This is a genomic window from Bradyrhizobium huanghuaihaiense (assembly GCF_025200885.1).
GTDB lineage: Bacteria > Pseudomonadota > Alphaproteobacteria > Rhizobiales > Xanthobacteraceae > Bradyrhizobium > Bradyrhizobium huanghuaihaiense.
Map to the genome: position 1 here is coordinate 4,394,143 of NZ_CP104172.1, position 17,542 is coordinate 4,411,684.

Consider the following 17,542-nt stretch of genomic DNA (forward strand, 5'->3'; position numbering starts at 1 on the left):
CCCCATGTTAGGTTGTCATGCCCGCCGCGGTGTGAGCGTCGTTGCCGTCCAGGCTGCGCTGCTTGCGTCGTCGAGCGGAGTCTTTGCCCAGAGCAGCAGCACAGTGCTGCCGCCGGTTACCGTCGATGCGCCACAGGCGGCTCGTGCCAAACCGATTCCCCGGCCATCGAAACCGCGCTCCGCTTCGGCCGGGCGTGCGGCGCGACCCGCTGCGCCGACCGCGAGCGCCAGCGCACCGACTCAAAACAGGGCCGTGACTGCAAGCGCAGCGCGAGATGGCCTCAATCAGGCGCCGGCCGGCCAGACCGCGACAACCATCGATCGCAGCCAGTTCGACAACCGCCCGGCGTTCTCGGTCAGCGACGTCCTGCGCGACAGCCCCGGCATTTCGATCAAGCAGGGCAACGGCCCGCGCGATTTCGGCATCTCGATTCGCGGATCCAACGCGAGGAACGGCTTCGGCATCCGCAACCTCGTGATCTTCGACGACGGCTTTCCGGTGACGCAGCCGGACGGCCTGTCGCGGAGCGATCTGATCGATCCCCATGCCTATGGTGCCATCGACGTGGTCCGAGGCCCTTCGTCGGCGCTCTACGGCAATTACGCGACTGGCGGCGCGCTCAATTTCCGGACGCGGCCCGGCGGCACGATCGACGGCGTCGAATATGGCGTCGACGGTGGCAGCTATGGCTATCTCAACAACTATGTTGCCGCCGGAAAGAAGGTCGGGAATTTCGAGGGCTCGCTGTTCGCAAGTGACACGCGGGGCGACGGCTATATCGGCAATAGCTGGTTCAACACGCAGACCGTCAACTTCCTCGGAACGCTGAAGGCGACGCCGGACGATCGCTTCACGGTCAAGATCATCAACAACGATCTCAGCGCGCGGTTGCCGATCCGGCAGTCGCTGAACCAGTACTATCAAAACCCGTTCCAGCAGGGCTGCGCGACCGGCGTCACGGCCGCGGCCGGCTGTGGCACGGTCAGACTGTTCAACAATGGCTTCAACGCAACCGCCGGAACCGACACGGAGACGGCCGTGCAGGCCGGGCTCGGCCGCAATGATCGCCGCACCATCGTCGGTGGCCGCTGGGAGCACGATTTCGACAACACCACGACCTGGCGCAACCAGTTCGTCTTCGATGACAGGAACATCAACCAGCCAACCGGCACGACCAGCGCGATCGGAGATTTTCCCTCGTACAATTTCATGAGTGACGTCACCAAGCGCGGTGAAATTCTCGGCCTGGAGTCGACTACGTTCTTCGGTGCCTTCTACAACACGCTGACGGCTTCGAGCGATACGTGGAATGTGATGCCGGGAGGGAATGCCAGGCTCGGCAGGCTCTCGAGCAACCTCTATAGCGATACCACCAACTATGGTGTTCGCGCCAGGGAGGAGCTCAAGCTCGCAGCTTCGCTGACGGCCGTTGCCGGCATCGGCTGGGAGACTACCCTCCTAAGGGGAATCAATACGGCATACGCATATGCTGGCCCCACTGGCATCACCACTACAACGCTCACGACTGCGGACCGGCAGTTTCAAAATGCCGCGCCTGAGTTGGCGCTGCTCTACAATCTTAACAATGAGTGGCTGCTCCGGGGACGGGTTGCCACCGGGTACGGCACTCCGCAGGTTTCGAACCTCTTCATCCTGCCGACAGGGTTGTCGGGCAACAATACCCAGCTCCAGACCCAGAAGAATCTTGGCTACGATCTCGGGTTCGATTGGACGCCGAACAACGCACTTAAGCTCAGCGCTACTGGCTTTTACGAGTTTTTCCGTAACGAGATCGTCAACCAGGCGACGCCGGTCGCGGGCGTAAATTATTCGTTCAACGCGCCGCGATCGGAGCATCGCGGCATCGAACTCGCCGCCGACTGGAAGTTCTATCCGGGCTGGCGGTTCATGGCGGCGTATACCTATCTCGACGAGGTCTACACCGAGTATGTCGAGAATATCACCAATGGCGCGGTGTTCAGCTTCAACCGTGCCGGCAACAAGATACCCGGCATCTCTCCCAACGAGCTGACAGCCCGGGTTGGCTATGACGAGTTTGCGGGGCCGCTCGCAGGTCTCGGAGGCTTCGTCGAGGTCCAGTGGAAGGATTCCTTCTACATGGACAATGCTAATCTACTGAAGGCGCCGGGTTACGAACTGGTCAATGTGAATGTCCACTACAAGACCAATCTGGTGTCCGACACCTTCAGATCGCTGAACCTGTTTCTCGAGGTCAGGAACGTGTTCGACCGCACATATGTCGCGTCGGCAAACAACATCGCCAACACGGTGACGGCGGCTGGCCTTCAAAATTCTGCGAGCGTGCTCGCAAACACGACGGGTTCGATCTACGCCGGCTCGCCGCGCCTGTTCGTTGCAGGTATGAAGGTGGCATTCAAATGATCCGGGCTCTTGAAGGGGGTAGGACCATGGTCCGACGCGGCTTGCTCGGGATAGTCGCTTTCGCGCTCTTGCCGGGCATGGCGCTCGCGCAGATGCACGGTCAGCATGCCTCTGAAGCTGCCTGTGACGAACCGACGCTGCGCTGCGCAACCAAGGTGACACCCGCCTTTGGTCCGGACGGAACGCTGTGGCTGGTCTGGATGGCGGGCGGGCAGGTTTCGGTTGCGAGTTCGCAGGACGCAGGTCGCAGTTTCTCGACGCCCACCCAGGTCATGGCGAAGCGGCTGAACCTTGATTGGGGGCCGGACGCGCGGCCGAAGATCGTGGTCGATCGCAAGGGGGGCATCGTGCTCGCGTTCTCGATCTTCAGGGACGAGGCCTTCAACGGCCAGGTGCTCTACACGCGCTCGACCGACGGCGGGAAGAGGTTTGCCGAGCTGAAGCCCATCACCGCCAGCAACGAGAGCCAGCGTTTTGAGGCGCTGGCGCTCGATCAGGAGGGAACGGTCTTTGCGGCGTGGCTCGACAAGCGCAATCGCATTCCTGCGAAGGAGGCGGGACGGAAGTACGAGGGGGCGGGGCTGTTCTTTGCCTCGTCCAACGACGGCGGCACCACCTACGCCGAGGCCCGACTGGCGCGCGAAGGCACCTGCGAATGCTGCCGGTTGGGGCTGACATTCGCGGCGCCGGGGCGGCCGGCCGTGATCTTCAGAAACATTTTTGACGGCGGCGTGCGCGATCATGCGGTCATGACCTTCACCGACGTCGCCACTCCAGGCGAAATCCGCCGGGTCAGTAACGACGACTGGCAGATCAATGCCTGCCCGCATCACGGGCCGAGCCTCACCGTTGCGCCGAATGGGACCTATCACGTCGCCTGGTACACAAACGGAAAGATGCGGAAGGGATTGTTCTATGCGCATTCGCGCGACGAGGGCCGCACGTTCTCGGCGCCGATGCCGTTGGGGCAGCCGGGGCGCAATCCGACGCGCCCCTACGTGCTCGCGGGTCCGGCAGGAACAGTCATGGTCTGGAAGGAGTTCGATGGCGAAAAGACCTCGGTCCAGATGACGATCTCGCGCGACGATGGCGAGACATGGTCATCGCCGAAGACGATATCGAGCACGACCGACACGTCCGACCATCCTTTGCTCGTATCCAATGGCCGGCAGACTTACCTGTCATGGATGACGAAGGCGGACGGATACCGTCTTACAGCTATCGAGGATCAGCGATGAAACATCGATTTGCAGGGCTCCTGGGTCTGGGTATCCTGGTCGCGTCGGTCGCTATGCTCGGGGCGGCGCCGGCTCTCAAACCGTTTGAGCGCGGCACATGGCAAAGCGTGCTCAGGGAACATGCGGGCCGTCCCACGCTGGTGCATTTCTGGGGCGTGACCTGCGGGCCTTGCAAGGTCGAGCTCCCCTTGCTCGGGCAGTTCGCGAAGGATCACCCCGGGATCGACGTCGTCACGATCAGCGCCGATCTCGTGCCGAACCTGCCGGCCGCCACGCAATCGATGCTCGACAAGGCAGGGCTGTCAGCGACCGAGAATTTCATTTTCAGCGACGGCTTTGTCGAACGGCTGCGGTTCGAGATCGATCCCGCCTGGCAGGGCGACATTCCCCGGACCATGCTGATCGCGCGGGACGGGACCATCATGACAATCGAAGGCTCGGCCGAGATGGCCGATCTCGAGAAATGGTCGGGCCAGCAGCTCGGCACGCACTGAAATCTGTCTGCAAACGGGAAGACTAACATGAAGACTATGTTGAAAGACGTGATGCTCGCCGCGCTCGCTCTCGTGCTCGTAGCTGCACCAGCGGCTGCCGAGGACGTCAAGGCCGGCGATCTCGTCATCTCGCAGGCGTGGAGTCGGGCGACGCCGGGCGGCGCCAAGGTCGCGGGCGGCTATCTCACGATCGAGAACAAGGGGACGGCCGCGGACAAGCTGGTCAGCGTTTCCGCCGATATCGCGGGCAAGGCCGAGGTCCATGAGATGGCGATGGATAACGGCGTGATGAAAATGCGTCACCTCGACCAGGGGCTCGCCATCGAGCCGGGGAAGACGGTGAAGCTTGCTCCGGGCGGCTATCACCTCATGCTGCAGGAGCTGAAGGGGCCGTTCAAGCAGGGCGACAAGGTTCCGGTGACGCTTCAGTTCGAGAAGGCCGGCAAGGTCACCGTCTCCCTGGATGTGCAAGGCGTCGGCGCGCAGGCGCCCGGCGATGGCGGGCAGATGATGAAGAAGATGCACGATCATTCGGGAATGAAGATGTGATGAAACAGATCAAGTCCCTCATGAGCTCGAATCGAACCATCGCGGGCCTCGCGTTCGCAATGACTGCGCTGCTGTCGGTGGCCGCAACACCGCTTGCCGCGGCGACCGATGACGACAGCTTCTTCACGCATCTGCACACCGAGAAGGCGATGGCCAATGTCACGGTTTCCCCGGGGCGCGCCGGCCCGGTCGAGATCGCGATCCAGTTGGAGACAACGGACGAGACGCCGCTCTCGGCCAAGGCCGTTTCGGTGACGCTGGTGGATACGCAGACCGGCCGGAAACTCGCGCCGGTCGAGGCATCGCGCGACGGCGAGGATGGCTGGCGTGTGAAGGTGGCGCAGTTGACGCCCGGACGCTGGATGCTGGGGCTCGGGATTTCGATCTCCGAGGCCGATCACGTCAGCGTGGAATCGCCGATCCTGATCAAATGACCACGCTCGTGAGGCTGACCATGTCAAAGCGACCCTTTCTGTTCCTGGTGGCCGCGCTCGCTGCTTCGCCAGCGGCCGCACATGTCACGCTCGAGACCAAGCAGGCGACGGTTGGCTCGTACTACAAGGCCGTTTTCGCAGTGCCCCACGGCTGCGCGGGCTCGCCCACGGTCAAGATCCGGGTGCAGATCCCCGAAGGGGTGATCGCGGTGAAACCGATGCCGAAAGCGGGCTGGAGCGTCGATGTCGTCGAGGGCAAATATGCAACCGAATACGACTATCACGGCAACAAGCTCTCCTCGGGCGTCAAGGAGGTCGCGTGGTCCGGCGGCAAGCTGCCGGACAAGTACTATGACGAATTCGTCATGCAGACGCTGCTCACCGACGAACTCAAGCCGAACACGACGCTGTACTTTCCCGTCGTCCAGGAATGCGAAACGGGCGTCAGCCGCTGGATCGAAATCCCGGCGGAAGAGGCAGGGCATTCGCACGAGGGCAAGTCGTCGGCGCCAGGCGTGAAGCTGCTGCCAAAACCCTGATGCGCCTCTTCGCCGCGCTCGCGACGCTGCTCCTCGTTGCCGGCTTCGCGACCGGCGCGTCTGCGCATGCCGCTCTGGTCTCGGTCGATCCGGCGAGCGGCAGCATCCTGAAGACCGCACCGAAGGCGGTGGAGCTGCGCTTCAACGAGACGGTGACGCCGGGCGCGATCCGGCTGATCGATGGCGCGGGCAGGGCACGGGATGATGCGCGCATCGAGGCAGCGGGCGAGACCATTTCGGTCGTGATGCCGCCGGACCTGCCGCAAGGCACGGCGGTCGTAAGCTATCGCGTGATCTCGCAGGACGGCCATCCCGTCGCGGGATCGGTGATCTTCTCGGTCGGCGCTCCGACGGCGACGAAGCCGCCCGCCGGTGCGGACGGCGGATTGAGCGCGCTGATCTGGCTGGCGCGGATCGGTCTTTATCTCGGCCTGTTCGTTGGCGTCGGCGGTGTGTTTTTCGCGCGCTGGGTCGCGTGGTCGATGACGGGCTTGTCCGTGCCGCGCGTCGGGCTCGCGCTCGGCATTCCGAGCGCGATCGTCTCTCTTGGCGTGCTGGGCCTCGATCTTCTTGGCCTGCCGCCGGCGGCACTCGTGACGGTTGCTCCGTGGAAGGTCGCATTCGCCACCAGCGCCGGCCCCGCGCTGCTCGTCGCGGTCGCATCGATGCTGCTCGCGATGATGGCGCTGCGCAGCGCGTGGTACGCGCGCGCCTTTGCGATGATCGCATTCATCGGCGTTGGCTTGTCGCTTGCCATGACCGGGCACGCAGCAACGGCACCGCCCGAGATGTTGACGCGCCCGGCGATCTTCCTCCATGGCCTCGGCGTCGCCTTCTGGATCGGAGCCCTCGCGCCGCTCGCCGCGCTGGTGTCGAAGCCGGCGACTGCGGCGCTGCCGGTCGTGAACCGCTTTTCGCGTATGGCCGTGCTGGCCGTCGGTGTGCTCGCGTTGACCGGCCTTGGCCTTGCCATCGTTCAGCTCGAAAGGCCGTCCGCGCTGATCGAGACCAGTTACGGGGCCATCCTGTCGATCAAGCTTGGTCTGGCCGTCCTGCTGCTGGCTTTCGCCGCACTCAACCGGTTCCGGCTGACGTCGGCCCTGGCGCGGGACGAAAAAGCCGCGCCCGCGCTCAGGCGTTCGATCCTGCTCGAATGCGCCATCGCCCTCGGCATCTTCGCGCTCGTCGCCGGCTGGCGCTTCACGCCGCCGCCGCGGACCATTGTTCCCGAGACGCCGCTGGCAATCCACATCCATACCGACAAGGCGATGTTCCAGGTGCTGGTCTCTCCGGGGAAGGCGGGCGCCAACGACTTCGTGCTCCAGCTCATGACCGGCGAGGGGACGCTGCTCGGGGCGAAGGAGGTGACGCTGATCCTGAACCTGCCGGAGCGGGGCATCGAGCCGATGGCGCAGGCTGCCTCGCTCGGGCCCGACGGCTACTGGCATGTTCGAAAGGTCGAGCTGCCCTTCGCTGGCCGCTGGCACGTGCGGATCGATGCGCTGGTGACCGATTTCGAGCAGATCACGCTGGAGGACGACCTCGAGCTGGCGCCGTAGGCAAACCGGTTCAAGCTGAATCTGAAGGCAACGGAAAAATGACAGGAATTCCGCTGCGTTAGCGGCTTTTCCTCATTCCCGGCCTTGTGTTTTCGCTCGCAATCCGGTTTCACTGCAACCCCTCACTGATTCCCAGAGTATTGCCATGCGGTTGTCGCGGTTCTTTCTGCCCATTCTGAAGGAAAATCCGAAAGAGGCGGAGATCGTCTCGCATCGGCTGATGCTGCGCGCCGGCATGATCCGGCAGGAGGCCGCAGGCATCTATGCCTGGCTGCCGCTCGGCTTCCGCGTGCTGAAGAAGATCGAGCAGATCGTGCGTGAGGAGCAGGATCGCTCCGGCGCGATCGAGGTGCTGATGCCGACGCTGCAGCTCGCCGACCTCTGGCGCGAGAGCGGCCGCTACGACGCCTACGGCCCGGAGATGCTGCGCATTGCCGACCGTCACAAGCGCGAGCTGCTGTACGGGCCGACCAACGAGGAGATGATCACCGAGATCTTCCGCGCCTATGTGAAGTCGTACAAGAACCTGCCGCTGAATCTCTATCATATCCAATGGAAATTCCGCGACGAGCAGCGTCCGCGTTTCGGCGTGATGCGCGGCCGCGAGTTCCTGATGAAGGATGCCTATTCGTTCGACCTCAACGAGGCGGCGGCGCGCGTTGCCTACAACAAGATGTTCGTCGCCTATTTGCGCACCTTCGCGCGGATGGGGCTGAAGGCGATCCCGATGCGCGCCGAGACCGGCCCGATCGGCGGCGATCTCAGCCACGAGTTCATCGTGCTCGCCGAGACCGGCGAATCCGGCGTGTTCATCAATCGCGACGTGCTGGACCTGCCGGTACCCGGCGAGGACGTCGACTATGACAGCGACCTGACGCCGATCATCAAGCAGTGGACCTCGGTCTATGCCGCGACCGAAGACGTTCACGATGCCGCCCGGTTCGAGCAGGAAGTGCCTGCGGACAAGCGCGTGAACACCCGCGGCATCGAGGTCGGCCAGATCTTCTATTTCGGCACCAAATATTCCGAGCCCATGAAGGCGCTCGTGGCGGGCCCGGATGGCGTCGACGTGCCGATCCATGGCGGCTCCTACGGCGTCGGCGTCTCGCGCCTGCTGGGTGCCATCATCGAGGCCTGCCATGACGATGCCGGCATCAAATGGCCCGAGGCCGTCGCCCCGTTCCGCGCGGTGGTGCTCAACCTCAAGCAGGGCGATGCCGCGGTCGATGCGGCCTGCGAGAAGCTCTATGCCGAGCTCCAGGCCAAGGGCGTCGACGTGCTCTACGACGACACCGACCAGCGCGCCGGCGCCAAATTCGCCGCCGCCGACCTGATCGGCATCCCCTGGCAGATCATGATCGGGCCGAAGGGGCTCGCCGACGGCAAGGTCGAGATCAAGCGGCGTAGCGACGGCTCCCGCGAGACCATGTCGCCTGCGGACGCGGTCGCAAGACTTGTGGGCTGATAAGGCTGGTCGGCTGAATATTGTTCATCGCCCGATATCGCGGCCGCCAATCCGGCCACAATTGACCCCGAATCATGGGATTATCGAGCGATGGACGAGACCATGACTGAAACCGTGCAAACCGCGCCTTTTGCGCCCTTCGAGTGGATGCTGTCGGCGCGCTACCTGCGGGCGCGCCGCAAGGAGGGATTCATCTCGGTCATCGCCGGGTTCTCGTTCCTCGGCATCATGCTGGGCGTGGCGACGCTGATCATCGTCATGGCCGTCATGAACGGCTTCCGCAAGGAACTGCTCGACAAGATCCTGGGGCTGAACGGCCACATCCTGGTGCAGCCGCTGGAATCGCCGCTGACCGACTGGAAGGACGTCGCCGACCGCCTCAGCCAGGTCAAAGGTATCCGGCTCGCCGCACCCGTGGTGGACGGCCAGGCGCTGGCGTCCTCGCCGTGGAACGCCTCGGGCGTCCTGGTGCGCGGCATCCGCTCCGACGATCTCAACAACCTCACCTCGATCGCCAAGAACATCAAGCAGGGCTCGCTCGAGGGTTTTGACGAGGGGCAGGGCGTCGCGATCGGCCGGCGCCTCGCCGACCAGCTGTCGCTGCATGCCGGCGACAGCATCACGCTGGTGGCGCCCAAGGGCGCGGTGACGCCGATGGGCACCACGCCGCGCATCAAACCGTACAAGATCGTGGCCGTGTTCGAGATCGGCATGTCCGAATATGATCTCGGCTTCGTGTTCATGCCGCTCGCGGAGGCGCAGGCCTATTTCAACCGCAGCAACGATGTCACCTCGATCGAGGTGTTCACCACCAATCCCGACCAGATCGTCGCCTTCCGCCAGGCGGTGACGGAGGCAGCGGGCCGGCCGGTGTTCCTGGTCGACTGGCGGCAGCGCAACTCGACCTTCTTCAACGCGCTCCAGGTCGAGCGCAACGTGATGTTCCTGATCCTGACCATGATCGTGCTGGTCGCAGCGCTCAACATCGTCTCCGGCCTGATCATGCTGGTGAAGGACAAGGGCAGCGACATCGCGATCCTGCGCACCATGGGCGCCTCGCAGGGCTCGATCATGCGGATCTTCCTGATCACCGGCGCCTCGATCGGCGTGGTCGGCACGCTGGTCGGATTCGTCGTCGGCCTCGTGATCTGCCTCAACATCGAGTCCATCAGGCAATTCCTGTCCTGGCTGACCAGCACCGAGCTGTTCTCGCCGGAGCTCTACTTCCTGTCGAAGCTGCCCGCCGAAATCGACATCGGCGAGACCACGGCGGTCGTCATCATGGCGCTGACGTTGTCGTTCCTGGCGACGCTGTACCCGTCCTGGCGCGCCGCGCGCCTCGACCCCGTCGAAGCGCTCCGGTACGAGTGAGGGGCTGATGGAGCAGCAGCAGGGGGCGGACGATGTACCGGTCATTTATCTCCACGAGATAAAGCGGCAGTACTTGCAGGGTGAGGTGCCGCTGACGATTTTGGACGGCGCCAAGCTCGCGCTGTGGGCCGGGCAATCGGTCGCGCTGGTGGCGCCGTCGGGCTCGGGCAAGTCGACGCTGCTGCACATTGCCGGGCTGCTGGAAGCGCCGGATTCCGGCGAGGTCTATGTCAACGGCGCGCCGACCTCGCAGCTGCCCGACATCGAGCGCACCCAGCTGCGCCGCACCGACATCGGCTTCGTCTACCAGTCGCACCGGCTGCTGCCGGAGTTCTCGGCGCTGGAGAACGTGATGATGCCGCAGATGATCCGCGGCCTGAAGAAGTCCGAGAGCGTCAAGCGCGCCAAGGAGATTTTGGGCTATCTCGGCCTCGGCGACCGCATCACCCATCGCCCTGCGGAGCTGTCGGGCGGCGAGCAGCAGCGCGTCGCCATCGCGCGCGCGGTGGCCAATGCGCCGCGGGTGCTGTTCGCGGACGAGCCGACCGGCAACCTCGATCCGCACACGGCCGATCACGTCTTCCAGGCCCTGATGCAGCTGGTCAAGGCGACCCACGTTTCCATGCTGATCGCGACCCACAACATGGAGCTCGCCGGCCGCATGGACCGGCGGGTCTCGCTGTCGAACGGCCAGGTGGTCGAGCTCGAATAAAAAAACTGCGAAAACAACCCCATGCACAGTAGCCGGCCTGTTTCAACCAGTGCCGGCCCGACGCCCGCCAGGCGCTTGATGTGTCGGGCAAAACGGCGCTGACCGCGCATCGCCGGGCAGGTGGCTGTTTTAGGGCCTGATCACCGTCAATTTGAACGGCCCGCCGTTGGCCGCGGCATGCGCCACGGCCTCGTTGGCATGGTCGAGGTCGAAGGCCGTCGTCTCATATTCCTCCAGCCGCAGCAGGCCCGAGCGCACCAGCGCGATCAGGCGGGCCGCCGCATCGGGCGGATACATCCAGACGCCGTGGATGCTGATGCAGTTGCGCATGATCCAGGGGTAGGGCAGCTCGAGCCCTGCGCCGCCGGCCATGCCGACGCCGCCCATCAGCACGACGCGCCCGTAGGCGCGCACCGTCATGACCGCCGCGCGCACGACGGTCGGGCTCACCGAGGGCGGCATGATGTCGAACACGCAGTCGATCGGCCCGGGCGCGGCGCGTTTCATCGCTTCGCGGTCGTCGTCCTCGTGACCGCTGAGCTTGACCGGCTTCACACGGCTGCCGAAACGGCGGACGAGGTCGGCGAGGATCTTTTCGTTGCGTCCCGGCGTCACCACGCAGGCCGCCCCCATCGCCAGCGCAACCGACACCGCAGCGCTGCCGAAGTTGCCGGTGGCTCCGCTCACCAGCACGGTCTCGCCTGCTTGCAGGTTGGCGGCGAGGAAGCCGCCGTAGGGCACCAGCAGCGTGCCCAGCGCGCACCACCGCGTGGCGTCCTCCGACGTGATCGTGCCGAGGCGTTTGACGTTCTCGGTCGGCAGGCACATCTGCTCGGCGAATGAGCCGTGACGAAAATGCTGTTGCAGGCGCATGCCGCCGGGGCCGGCGGCCGTGAGCCCCTGCAGGGCGATATCGGGTGCCACGGCGTCGTCGCGCGAGCGCACCGTCGGGTCGCAGAACACCCAGTCGCCGATCGCAAGCCTTGTCGCGTCCGGGCCGACCGCGCGCACCCGGCCGATGCCGCCGGGGCCCGGGATGATCGGTAGATCGAGCGCGTAGTTGCGCTCGCCGCTGAAGACCTCGTTCATGTAGGACAGCACCCGCGTGGCGACGACGTCGACGATGACCTCGCCGGTACCGAGCACCGGGTCGGGGGCAGTCTCGATTGCCAGCGGCGAGCCGAAGGATTTGAGCACGGCAGCTTTCATGATGTTCACCTCGGGGACGGGTGAGTTGGATATGCCTCGCCCTTGAAGCGACAAGAAGGCCTGGTATTATCCTAGTATCCTAAGGACCCTCCATCGGGACACGCATCATGGCCGACCCACGCCGCGTCGAATTCGGCGATTTTCTCAGGTCCCGCCGCGAAAAGCTGTCGCCGAAGACCGTGGGGCTGCCCGCCGGCCGCCGGCGCCGCACCGCGGGCCTGCGCCGCGAGGAGGTCGCCCAGCTCGCCGGCATTGGCGTCGACTGGTACATCCGCCTCGAGCAGGGCCGCACCGTCAGCCCCTCGGTCACCACGATCGACGCGCTGGCCCGCGCGCTGCGCCTCTCGAAGACCGAGCACGCGCATCTCAAGGCGCTGGCGCGCGATGGCGCGAGGGGCGCGTTCACGCGCGAGGTGGTGCCGCCGCCGATACGGCGCCTGGTCGAGAGCCTGCCGCATCCGGCCTACATCACCGGGCGGCGCTGGGACGTCCTGGCCTGGAACGATGCCGCCGAGGAGGTCTTCGCATTTGGCCGGCTGCCCGAGGAGGATCGCAACACGCTGCTCTTGATGATGACCAGCAAGCGCACGCGGAAATCCTACGGCGCGGGCTGGGCCGATGTGGCCAAGCGCATGGTCGCGATGTTTCGCGCTACCCACGACGTCTGGGCCGGCGATCCCGCCTTTGCGGAATTGCTGGCGCGGCTGCGCGATGGCAGTCCCGAATTCGTCAAATGGTGGGGCGCGCACGAGGTGCACGGCACCCTGTCGGGTCGCAAGACCATGACCCATCCGACAAAGGGCGTGCTGCATTTCGAGCACACGAGTTTCCAGGCCAACGACGATCCTGCGCTGAAGCTTGTGATCTACACGCCGGTGTGAGGCGCGAAGACACGGAGGTCGAGCGCCGGCAGCGGCGGCGGCCTCCCGGGGCCGCCTCAATGCTTCAGCGTCTCGACCTCGAAAGTGAACTTGACCTGCATCACAGGGCCGCCGGCGTCGCGGACCTCGATCGCCATGCGGTGCGTGCCATTCACGGGAGCGGACGTGCAGGCCGCCTCTCTCGCCATATCGACCAATGATCTGGCGGCCTCGACCTGGGCTGCGCGAAGACCGGAAAGCTCGAGGCCTTCCTCGTCGGGCGCCAACTCATCTTCATCCCGAAGATCGAAATAATAACGTGCCATCTCAGATCTCCAATGCCTCGTTCGCCAGCGGTCGCGCCACGATGGCCGGTGTCTGCTGCTCGGCGACAAGCCGCGAGCATGTGTCCTTGGCGAGCGGATCGAGCGCTCCCTCGTCCATGAGCGGCATTGTTCCCCCGAAGGGTCGGCGCTTCGCATCTGCCTCGCAAGCCTCCCCGATGCGTCCGCTTTAACATAAGCTAATGGGCCCCAAACTCGTTCCTATCAGAGCCAATGCGGGCTGTACGAAATCCAATAGGTCAGGCAGTGCTGCTGTCGGAAACATGGCGGGCACCTTGAAGCCGCCATGTTTAAGTCGTCGGCCGCGTTCACTTCGCCCGATAGAGCCGAAGATAGCCCGGCGAGTACATCGCCGCGTTCTTGAGCGCTTCGAGATCTCCGATCGTCAGGGTCCGGTCCTTCAGGACGATCAGGCCGGACGCGCGCAATTCCTGGATCGTGCGGTTGGCATGAACCACCGACAGGCCAGTCGCGTCGGCCAGATCGGTCTGGGTCACCGGAAGCGCGCAGGAATTGCCGTCGACCAGGCCAACGGGTCGAAGCCGTTCGAAGATTTCGCAGAACAGATGGGCCACGCGCTCGAAGGCCGACCGCCGGCCGAGGTTGACGATCCATTCACGCTGGAGCGCGCTGTTCAGCAGCGTCTCGCACATGAAGGCTTCGGCCAGCGTGCGGTTGGCAGCCATCAGTTGTTCGAAGCGCGCGCGCTTGATCTCGGCATAGGCAACCGGCGTCGCTGTCGTGATCGAATGATCGATGGTGGACAGGAGATAAGCGTGGGCGTCGCAGCTCTCGCCCGGCAGGATGAAATTGACGATCTGCCGGCGCCCGTCCTCCAGTGTCTTGTGGCGGAACAGCCAGCCCGAGAGGACAATGCGGACGCTGTCGACGGGATCGCCTTCGCCGATCAGGTCCTCGCCCGGCCCGGCACGCAACAAACCTTCGAGGATGGCATGTTCCAGTGCAGCGGCATCCTCGTCGGACAGCGGGCGCAAGGCGTTGAAGCGGCGAAAGACCGCCTGCGCCACACCGCCATCGGTCCCGTGAGAACGCATCATCCCTCCATCGACGGCGTATGGAAGGTACGCCTGGTCAGCGGAATCGCGATCAAGCACATGAGGCCGGACGCATTGAACGACATGGTCGTCTGCCCCTTCAACTCGAACGCCAGGGTGCGCTCCAGAAGCTCGGTACCAAAGCCCTTGCGCGGCGGTGGCGTCACCGCGGGACCGCCCCGCTCGCGCCATTCGAACAGCAGTTGCGGGGACTCGATGGCCCCGTCGATACGCCACGAAATTTCGAGCCGGCCGCCGGGCTGACCCAACGCGCCGTATTTGAGCGCGTTCGTTGCAAGCTCGTGGATTGCGAGCGCAAAGGTCTCTGCCGCCTTCGGCTGGAAGCGAACCGCGGGCCCGGACGCGCGCACCTGCTCGCCCTCATGGGCATTATAGGCCAGCAGCTCCTCGATCACCAGATATTCCAGATCGACGCCGCCCTCGGGGTCGCGCGTGACCAGCGCCTGGGTGCGCGCGAAGGCGTTGAGGCGCCCGTCCAGATGGGCGGCATATTCCTCGACCGTGGAGCTCGTCTCCGCGGAGCGGCGCGCGATCGACCGCACCACGCCGAGCGTATTGCGAACGCGGTGCTGAAGCTCGGCGAGGAGAAGGCGCTGCCGTTCCTCGGCACGCGTGATCGCGGTGACATCGATGAAGGTGATGACGACGCCGGCGATGAAATTGTCAATGCTGCGATAGGGCAGGATGCGGACGATGTAACGCGTGCCGCTGTCGGGCGCGGTGAGTTCGCGTTCGGCGCTGGCAAGCGTGCGCAGTACGCGGCGTACTTCGTCGTAGAGCTCCTCGATCGGGATGCGCGCCTTGATGTGGGCGATCGGGCGGCCGACATCGGTTTCGACCAGATGCAGGATCTGCGTGATTGCGGGCGTGAAGTTCATGACACGGAGATCGTTGTCGAGGAAGACGGTCGCGATCTGCGTGCTTTCGAGGAAGTTCTTGAGGTCGCTGGTGGCGCGGGTCAGCTCCTGAACCCGGTGCGCCAGCTCGCCATTGACGGTGGTCAATTCCTCGTTGACCGATTGCAGCTCCTCGCGCGAGGTCTCCAGCTCCTCGTTGGCGGATTGCAGCTCTTCATTGAGGGATTGATATTCCTCGTTCGAGGATTTCAGCTCTTCGTTGGTGCTTTCGAGCTCTTCGATCGTCGCCTGGAGGCGTTCGCGCGTCGCCCGCAATTCGCCTTCGAGACGTTCGACATGCTCGGTCCGCACCAGCGCGCCGGAATTGCTCTCGGGGACATCAGCGGCGCGCGCCGGTCCGTCCTTGAACAGGACGATGAAGTTGCGATGGCCACCAGCGCCATCCTGGATCGGCTCGACCGTGATGTCGACGAGAATGCGATGGCCGTTGACGCCGAGCTGAACCTGCTCGGCATGGGCGGACTCGTTGGTTTCCGAGGCGCGGGAGAGGGCGGTGCGCAATTCCAGCCTGAGATCGCGATGCACCAGCTGGAGCAGGTCGAGCGAGGCCGCACCGGCGGTCGGCTCGATATAGCGTCCGGTGCGGCCGGAGAAGTGCAGGATCTGGAAATTGTCGTCCGTAATCACGTAAGCGGGCGCATAGCGCTCGGCGATGCGCTGGGCGCGGCGTTCGAGGCCGACGTCCGGCCCGAACGAGCGGACCGGCGGCACCTCGACCGGCGTACGTCCGGCCGAGGTCGAGATCGGAAATTCCGGCGGCAGCCGCGTGCCGGTATCGAGCTTCCTGAAGATGCGGGCGCGGCGATCGACCGGCGCAAACAGCTTCGGGTGCCGCGTCACGTTCTCGGAATTGCCGAGGAACAGGAAGCGCTCGGGCAGCAGCGCGAAATGGAACAGCGGGATCACGCGGTTCTGCAGCTCCGCGTTGAGGTAGATCAGCAGGTTGCGGCAGGAGACCAGATCGAGCTTGGAGAACGGGGCGTCCTTGATGACGTTGTGCTGGGAGAAGATGCACATCTCCCGCAATTCCTTCACCACGCAATAGGTGTCGCCCTCGCGCACGAACCAGCGCGCCAGCCGCTCGGGGGACATGTCCTGCTCGATGTTGGTGCGGTAGCGCCCGACGCGGGCTGCCGCGAGCGCCCGGCCGTCGATGTCGGTTGCGAAGATCTGCACCTGGGGCGCGGAATCGAGCGTCGCCATGTGCTCACGCAGCAGGATACCGATCGAATAGGCCTCCTCGCCGGTCGCGCAGCCCAGCACCCAGACGCGGACCTGCTGGCCGTTGCCCTTGCCCTCGAAAATCTTCGGGATGATCTGGGTTTCGAGGACTTCGAACTCACGCTTGTCGCGGAAGAACTCGGTGACGCCGATCAGAAGGTCGTTGAAGAGATTCTGCGCCTCGTCCTTGTCGTTGCGGAGGAAGTCGACATAGGAGGTGATCTCCTCGATCTGCACGACCTGCATGCGCCGCTGCACGCGGCGCAGGAAGGTGTTCTGCTTGTAGCCGTGGAAATCGTTGCCGGTCTTGTTGCGCAGGATGTCGGCGATGCGCGACAGCGAGGTCGCCGCCGCGGCCAGAACCTCGTCGAATCCCTGCTTCTCTTCGAGCCGCCGGAGATGTCGGGCATAGACCTGGATGTGCTCGGGGATGTCCTCGGGCGGCAGGACGTAATCTGCGATCGCCGCCGGCTTGCTGCTGTCGGCCAGATGGTCGGACGATTCGTCGCCGGCCGATCTTTCCGCGATCGCGAGGCCGCCATGGTCCTTCAGCGTTGCCGCGCCGAGCGTGCCGTCGCCGCCGGTCCCGTTCAGCAGCACGCCGATGGACTGCTCGGCACGCTCCTCGGCGAGCGACACCAGGAAGCTGTCGATGGTGGCGCGCTCGCCCGGGCCCTGTTCGGCCTTGCGCACTGCAAAGCGCCCACCCTGGATCGTGGTGATCATGGCCGCGGGGCTGAGATAGATGACGCCCCCTTCGACCACCATGGCATCGCGGATGTCGGCGAGGCGAGCGCCATCGGCGCGCTGGACGATGCCGCGCAACCGCGCCTCGTCGAGCGCCTCGGCGCTCTGAACGACGAGGACGACCGCCTGGTCGTCGCCCAAGGTCAGCTTGGCGAAGAACCGCTCGATACTGTCGATCGTGCCGGCCGACGCCCCCACGCCGATGACCAACGGGGCCTTGGCCTGAGGCTCCCGCTCCCCCGCCGTCTTGCCGACTTCGTCCATGATTGCCGCTACTCTCGTTGTCTTGGATCGACGGATTCCGGTTTCTGCAAATACCAGAAATCGTCTTCATCCCAACAGCTAAAAGCAAAAAGTGTTCGTCCTTCTGACACGGCCTCAGCTAGCGGAAGCGGCAAGCCCC

Annotated in this window: 15 protein-coding genes; 11 read left to right on the forward strand and 4 right to left on the reverse strand. The window is 64.6% G+C overall.

Annotation, left to right across the window (positions count from 1 at the left end; translation table 11 throughout):
* Window positions 1–4: 4 nt before the first annotated feature.
* The 10 genes from N2603_RS21000 to N2603_RS21045 all read left to right on the forward strand — a co-directional run bounded on the left by N2603_RS21000 (window position 5) and on the right by N2603_RS21045 (window position 10,765).
* Window positions 5–2,404, forward strand: a complete 2,400-nt coding sequence (locus N2603_RS21000; protein WP_260423856.1) for a TonB-dependent receptor family protein — start codon at window positions 5–7, stop codon at window positions 2,402–2,404.
* A 26-nt stretch (window positions 2,405–2,430) separates the two neighbouring features.
* Window positions 2,431–3,642 (forward strand): sialidase family protein, encoded by a 1,212-nt coding sequence (locus tag N2603_RS21005; protein WP_260423857.1) that lies wholly within the window; start codon window positions 2,431–2,433, stop codon window positions 3,640–3,642.
* Complete coding sequence (locus tag N2603_RS21010; protein WP_018642343.1) at window positions 3,639–4,136, forward strand: TlpA family protein disulfide reductase; 498 nt, start codon at window positions 3,639–3,641, stop codon at window positions 4,134–4,136. Before N2603_RS21005 ends, N2603_RS21010 begins: the two co-directional genes overlap by 4 nt.
* A 27-nt stretch (window positions 4,137–4,163) precedes the next feature.
* Window positions 4,164–4,685, forward strand: coding sequence for a copper chaperone PCu(A)C (locus N2603_RS21015; protein WP_260423858.1), 522 nt, complete (start codon window positions 4,164–4,166; stop codon window positions 4,683–4,685).
* A gap of 20 nt (window positions 4,686–4,705) precedes the next feature.
* The gene (locus tag N2603_RS21020) at window positions 4,706–5,119 is read left to right on the forward strand and encodes a hypothetical protein (protein WP_260423859.1); all 414 of its coding nucleotides are present in this window, start codon (window positions 4,706–4,708) and stop codon (window positions 5,117–5,119) included.
* 20 nt (window positions 5,120–5,139) lie between these two features.
* The gene (locus N2603_RS21025) at window positions 5,140–5,658 is read left to right on the forward strand and encodes a YcnI family copper-binding membrane protein (RefSeq protein ID WP_260423860.1); all 519 of its coding nucleotides are present in this window, start codon (window positions 5,140–5,142) and stop codon (window positions 5,656–5,658) included.
* Entirely contained in the window at window positions 5,658–7,217 is a 1,560-nt protein-coding gene (locus N2603_RS21030) for a copper resistance CopC/CopD family protein (protein WP_260423861.1), read from the forward strand. The genes N2603_RS21025 and N2603_RS21030 overlap by 1 nt, the downstream gene beginning before the upstream one ends.
* Window positions 7,218–7,362: 145 nt before the next feature.
* Window positions 7,363–8,682 carry a proline--tRNA ligase gene (gene proS / locus N2603_RS21035; protein ID WP_183238930.1) on the forward strand — a complete coding sequence of 440 codons (1,320 nt, stop codon included), beginning with the start codon at window positions 7,363–7,365 and terminating at the stop codon, window positions 8,680–8,682.
* A 90-nt stretch (window positions 8,683–8,772) separates the two neighbouring features.
* The gene (locus N2603_RS21040; protein ID WP_018642337.1) at window positions 8,773–10,053 is read left to right on the forward strand and encodes a lipoprotein-releasing ABC transporter permease subunit; all 1,281 of its coding nucleotides are present in this window, start codon (window positions 8,773–8,775) and stop codon (window positions 10,051–10,053) included.
* A 7-nt stretch (window positions 10,054–10,060) separates the two neighbouring features.
* Complete coding sequence (locus N2603_RS21045; protein WP_018642336.1) at window positions 10,061–10,765, forward strand: ABC transporter ATP-binding protein; 705 nt, start codon at window positions 10,061–10,063, stop codon at window positions 10,763–10,765.
* Between the two features lie 129 nt (window positions 10,766–10,894).
* Here the strand turns inward: N2603_RS21045 and N2603_RS21050 are convergent, their stop codons facing one another.
* Window positions 10,895–11,974, reverse strand: a complete 1,080-nt coding sequence (locus tag N2603_RS21050) for a quinone oxidoreductase family protein (RefSeq protein WP_260423862.1) — start codon at window positions 11,972–11,974, stop codon at window positions 10,895–10,897.
* Window positions 11,975–12,081: 107 nt separating this feature from the next.
* Here N2603_RS21050 and N2603_RS21055 point away from each other — a divergent pair, with 107 nt between their 5' ends.
* Window positions 12,082–12,855, forward strand: a complete 774-nt coding sequence (locus N2603_RS21055) for a helix-turn-helix transcriptional regulator (RefSeq protein WP_260423863.1) — start codon at window positions 12,082–12,084, stop codon at window positions 12,853–12,855.
* Between the two features lie 56 nt (window positions 12,856–12,911).
* Here N2603_RS21055 and N2603_RS21060 read toward each other — a convergent pair whose 3' ends face one another.
* The 3 genes from N2603_RS21060 to N2603_RS21070 all read right to left on the reverse strand — a co-directional run bounded on the left by N2603_RS21060 (window position 12,912) and on the right by N2603_RS21070 (window position 17,403).
* The gene (locus N2603_RS21060) at window positions 12,912–13,160 is read right to left on the reverse strand and encodes a DUF6894 family protein (protein ID WP_018642333.1); all 249 of its coding nucleotides are present in this window, start codon (window positions 13,158–13,160) and stop codon (window positions 12,912–12,914) included.
* A 326-nt stretch (window positions 13,161–13,486) separates the two neighbouring features.
* Window positions 13,487–14,236, reverse strand: a complete 750-nt coding sequence (locus N2603_RS21065; RefSeq protein ID WP_260423864.1) for a Crp/Fnr family transcriptional regulator — start codon at window positions 14,234–14,236, stop codon at window positions 13,487–13,489.
* Complete coding sequence (locus N2603_RS21070; protein ID WP_260423865.1) at window positions 14,233–17,403, reverse strand: CheR family methyltransferase; 3,171 nt, start codon at window positions 17,401–17,403, stop codon at window positions 14,233–14,235. The genes N2603_RS21065 and N2603_RS21070 overlap by 4 nt, the downstream gene beginning before the upstream one ends.
* Window positions 17,404–17,542: the final 139 nt, after the last annotated feature.

What these genes read in the sequence shown, in the direction of transcription:
- N2603_RS21000 (WP_260423856.1), top strand. Translation starts at nt 5, where the DNA reads ATGTTAGGTTGTCATGCCCGCCGCGGTGTGAGCGTCGTTGCCGTCCAG.
- N2603_RS21005 (WP_260423857.1), top strand. Translation starts at nt 2,431, where the DNA reads ATGGTCCGACGCGGCTTGCTCGGGATAGTCGCTTTCGCGCTCTTGCCG.
- N2603_RS21010 (WP_018642343.1), top strand. Translation starts at nt 3,639, where the DNA reads ATGAAACATCGATTTGCAGGGCTCCTGGGTCTGGGTATCCTGGTCGCG.
- N2603_RS21015 (WP_260423858.1), top strand. Translation starts at nt 4,164, where the DNA reads ATGAAGACTATGTTGAAAGACGTGATGCTCGCCGCGCTCGCTCTCGTG.
- N2603_RS21020 (WP_260423859.1), top strand. Translation starts at nt 4,706, where the DNA reads ATGAGCTCGAATCGAACCATCGCGGGCCTCGCGTTCGCAATGACTGCG.
- N2603_RS21025 (WP_260423860.1), top strand. Translation starts at nt 5,140, where the DNA reads ATGTCAAAGCGACCCTTTCTGTTCCTGGTGGCCGCGCTCGCTGCTTCG.
- N2603_RS21030 (WP_260423861.1), top strand. Translation starts at nt 5,658, where the DNA reads ATGCGCCTCTTCGCCGCGCTCGCGACGCTGCTCCTCGTTGCCGGCTTC.
- proS (WP_183238930.1), top strand. Translation starts at nt 7,363, where the DNA reads ATGCGGTTGTCGCGGTTCTTTCTGCCCATTCTGAAGGAAAATCCGAAA.
- N2603_RS21040 (WP_018642337.1), top strand. Translation starts at nt 8,773, where the DNA reads ATGGACGAGACCATGACTGAAACCGTGCAAACCGCGCCTTTTGCGCCC.
- N2603_RS21045 (WP_018642336.1), top strand. Translation starts at nt 10,061, where the DNA reads ATGGAGCAGCAGCAGGGGGCGGACGATGTACCGGTCATTTATCTCCAC.
- N2603_RS21050 (WP_260423862.1), bottom strand. Translation starts at nt 11,974, where the DNA reads ATGAAAGCTGCCGTGCTCAAATCCTTCGGCTCGCCGCTGGCAATCGAG.
- N2603_RS21055 (WP_260423863.1), top strand. Translation starts at nt 12,082, where the DNA reads ATGGCCGACCCACGCCGCGTCGAATTCGGCGATTTTCTCAGGTCCCGC.
- N2603_RS21060 (WP_018642333.1), bottom strand. Translation starts at nt 13,160, where the DNA reads ATGGCACGTTATTATTTCGATCTTCGGGATGAAGATGAGTTGGCGCCC.
- N2603_RS21065 (WP_260423864.1), bottom strand. Translation starts at nt 14,236, where the DNA reads ATGATGCGTTCTCACGGGACCGATGGCGGTGTGGCGCAGGCGGTCTTT.
- N2603_RS21070 (WP_260423865.1), bottom strand. Translation starts at nt 17,403, where the DNA reads ATGGACGAAGTCGGCAAGACGGCGGGGGAGCGGGAGCCTCAGGCCAAG.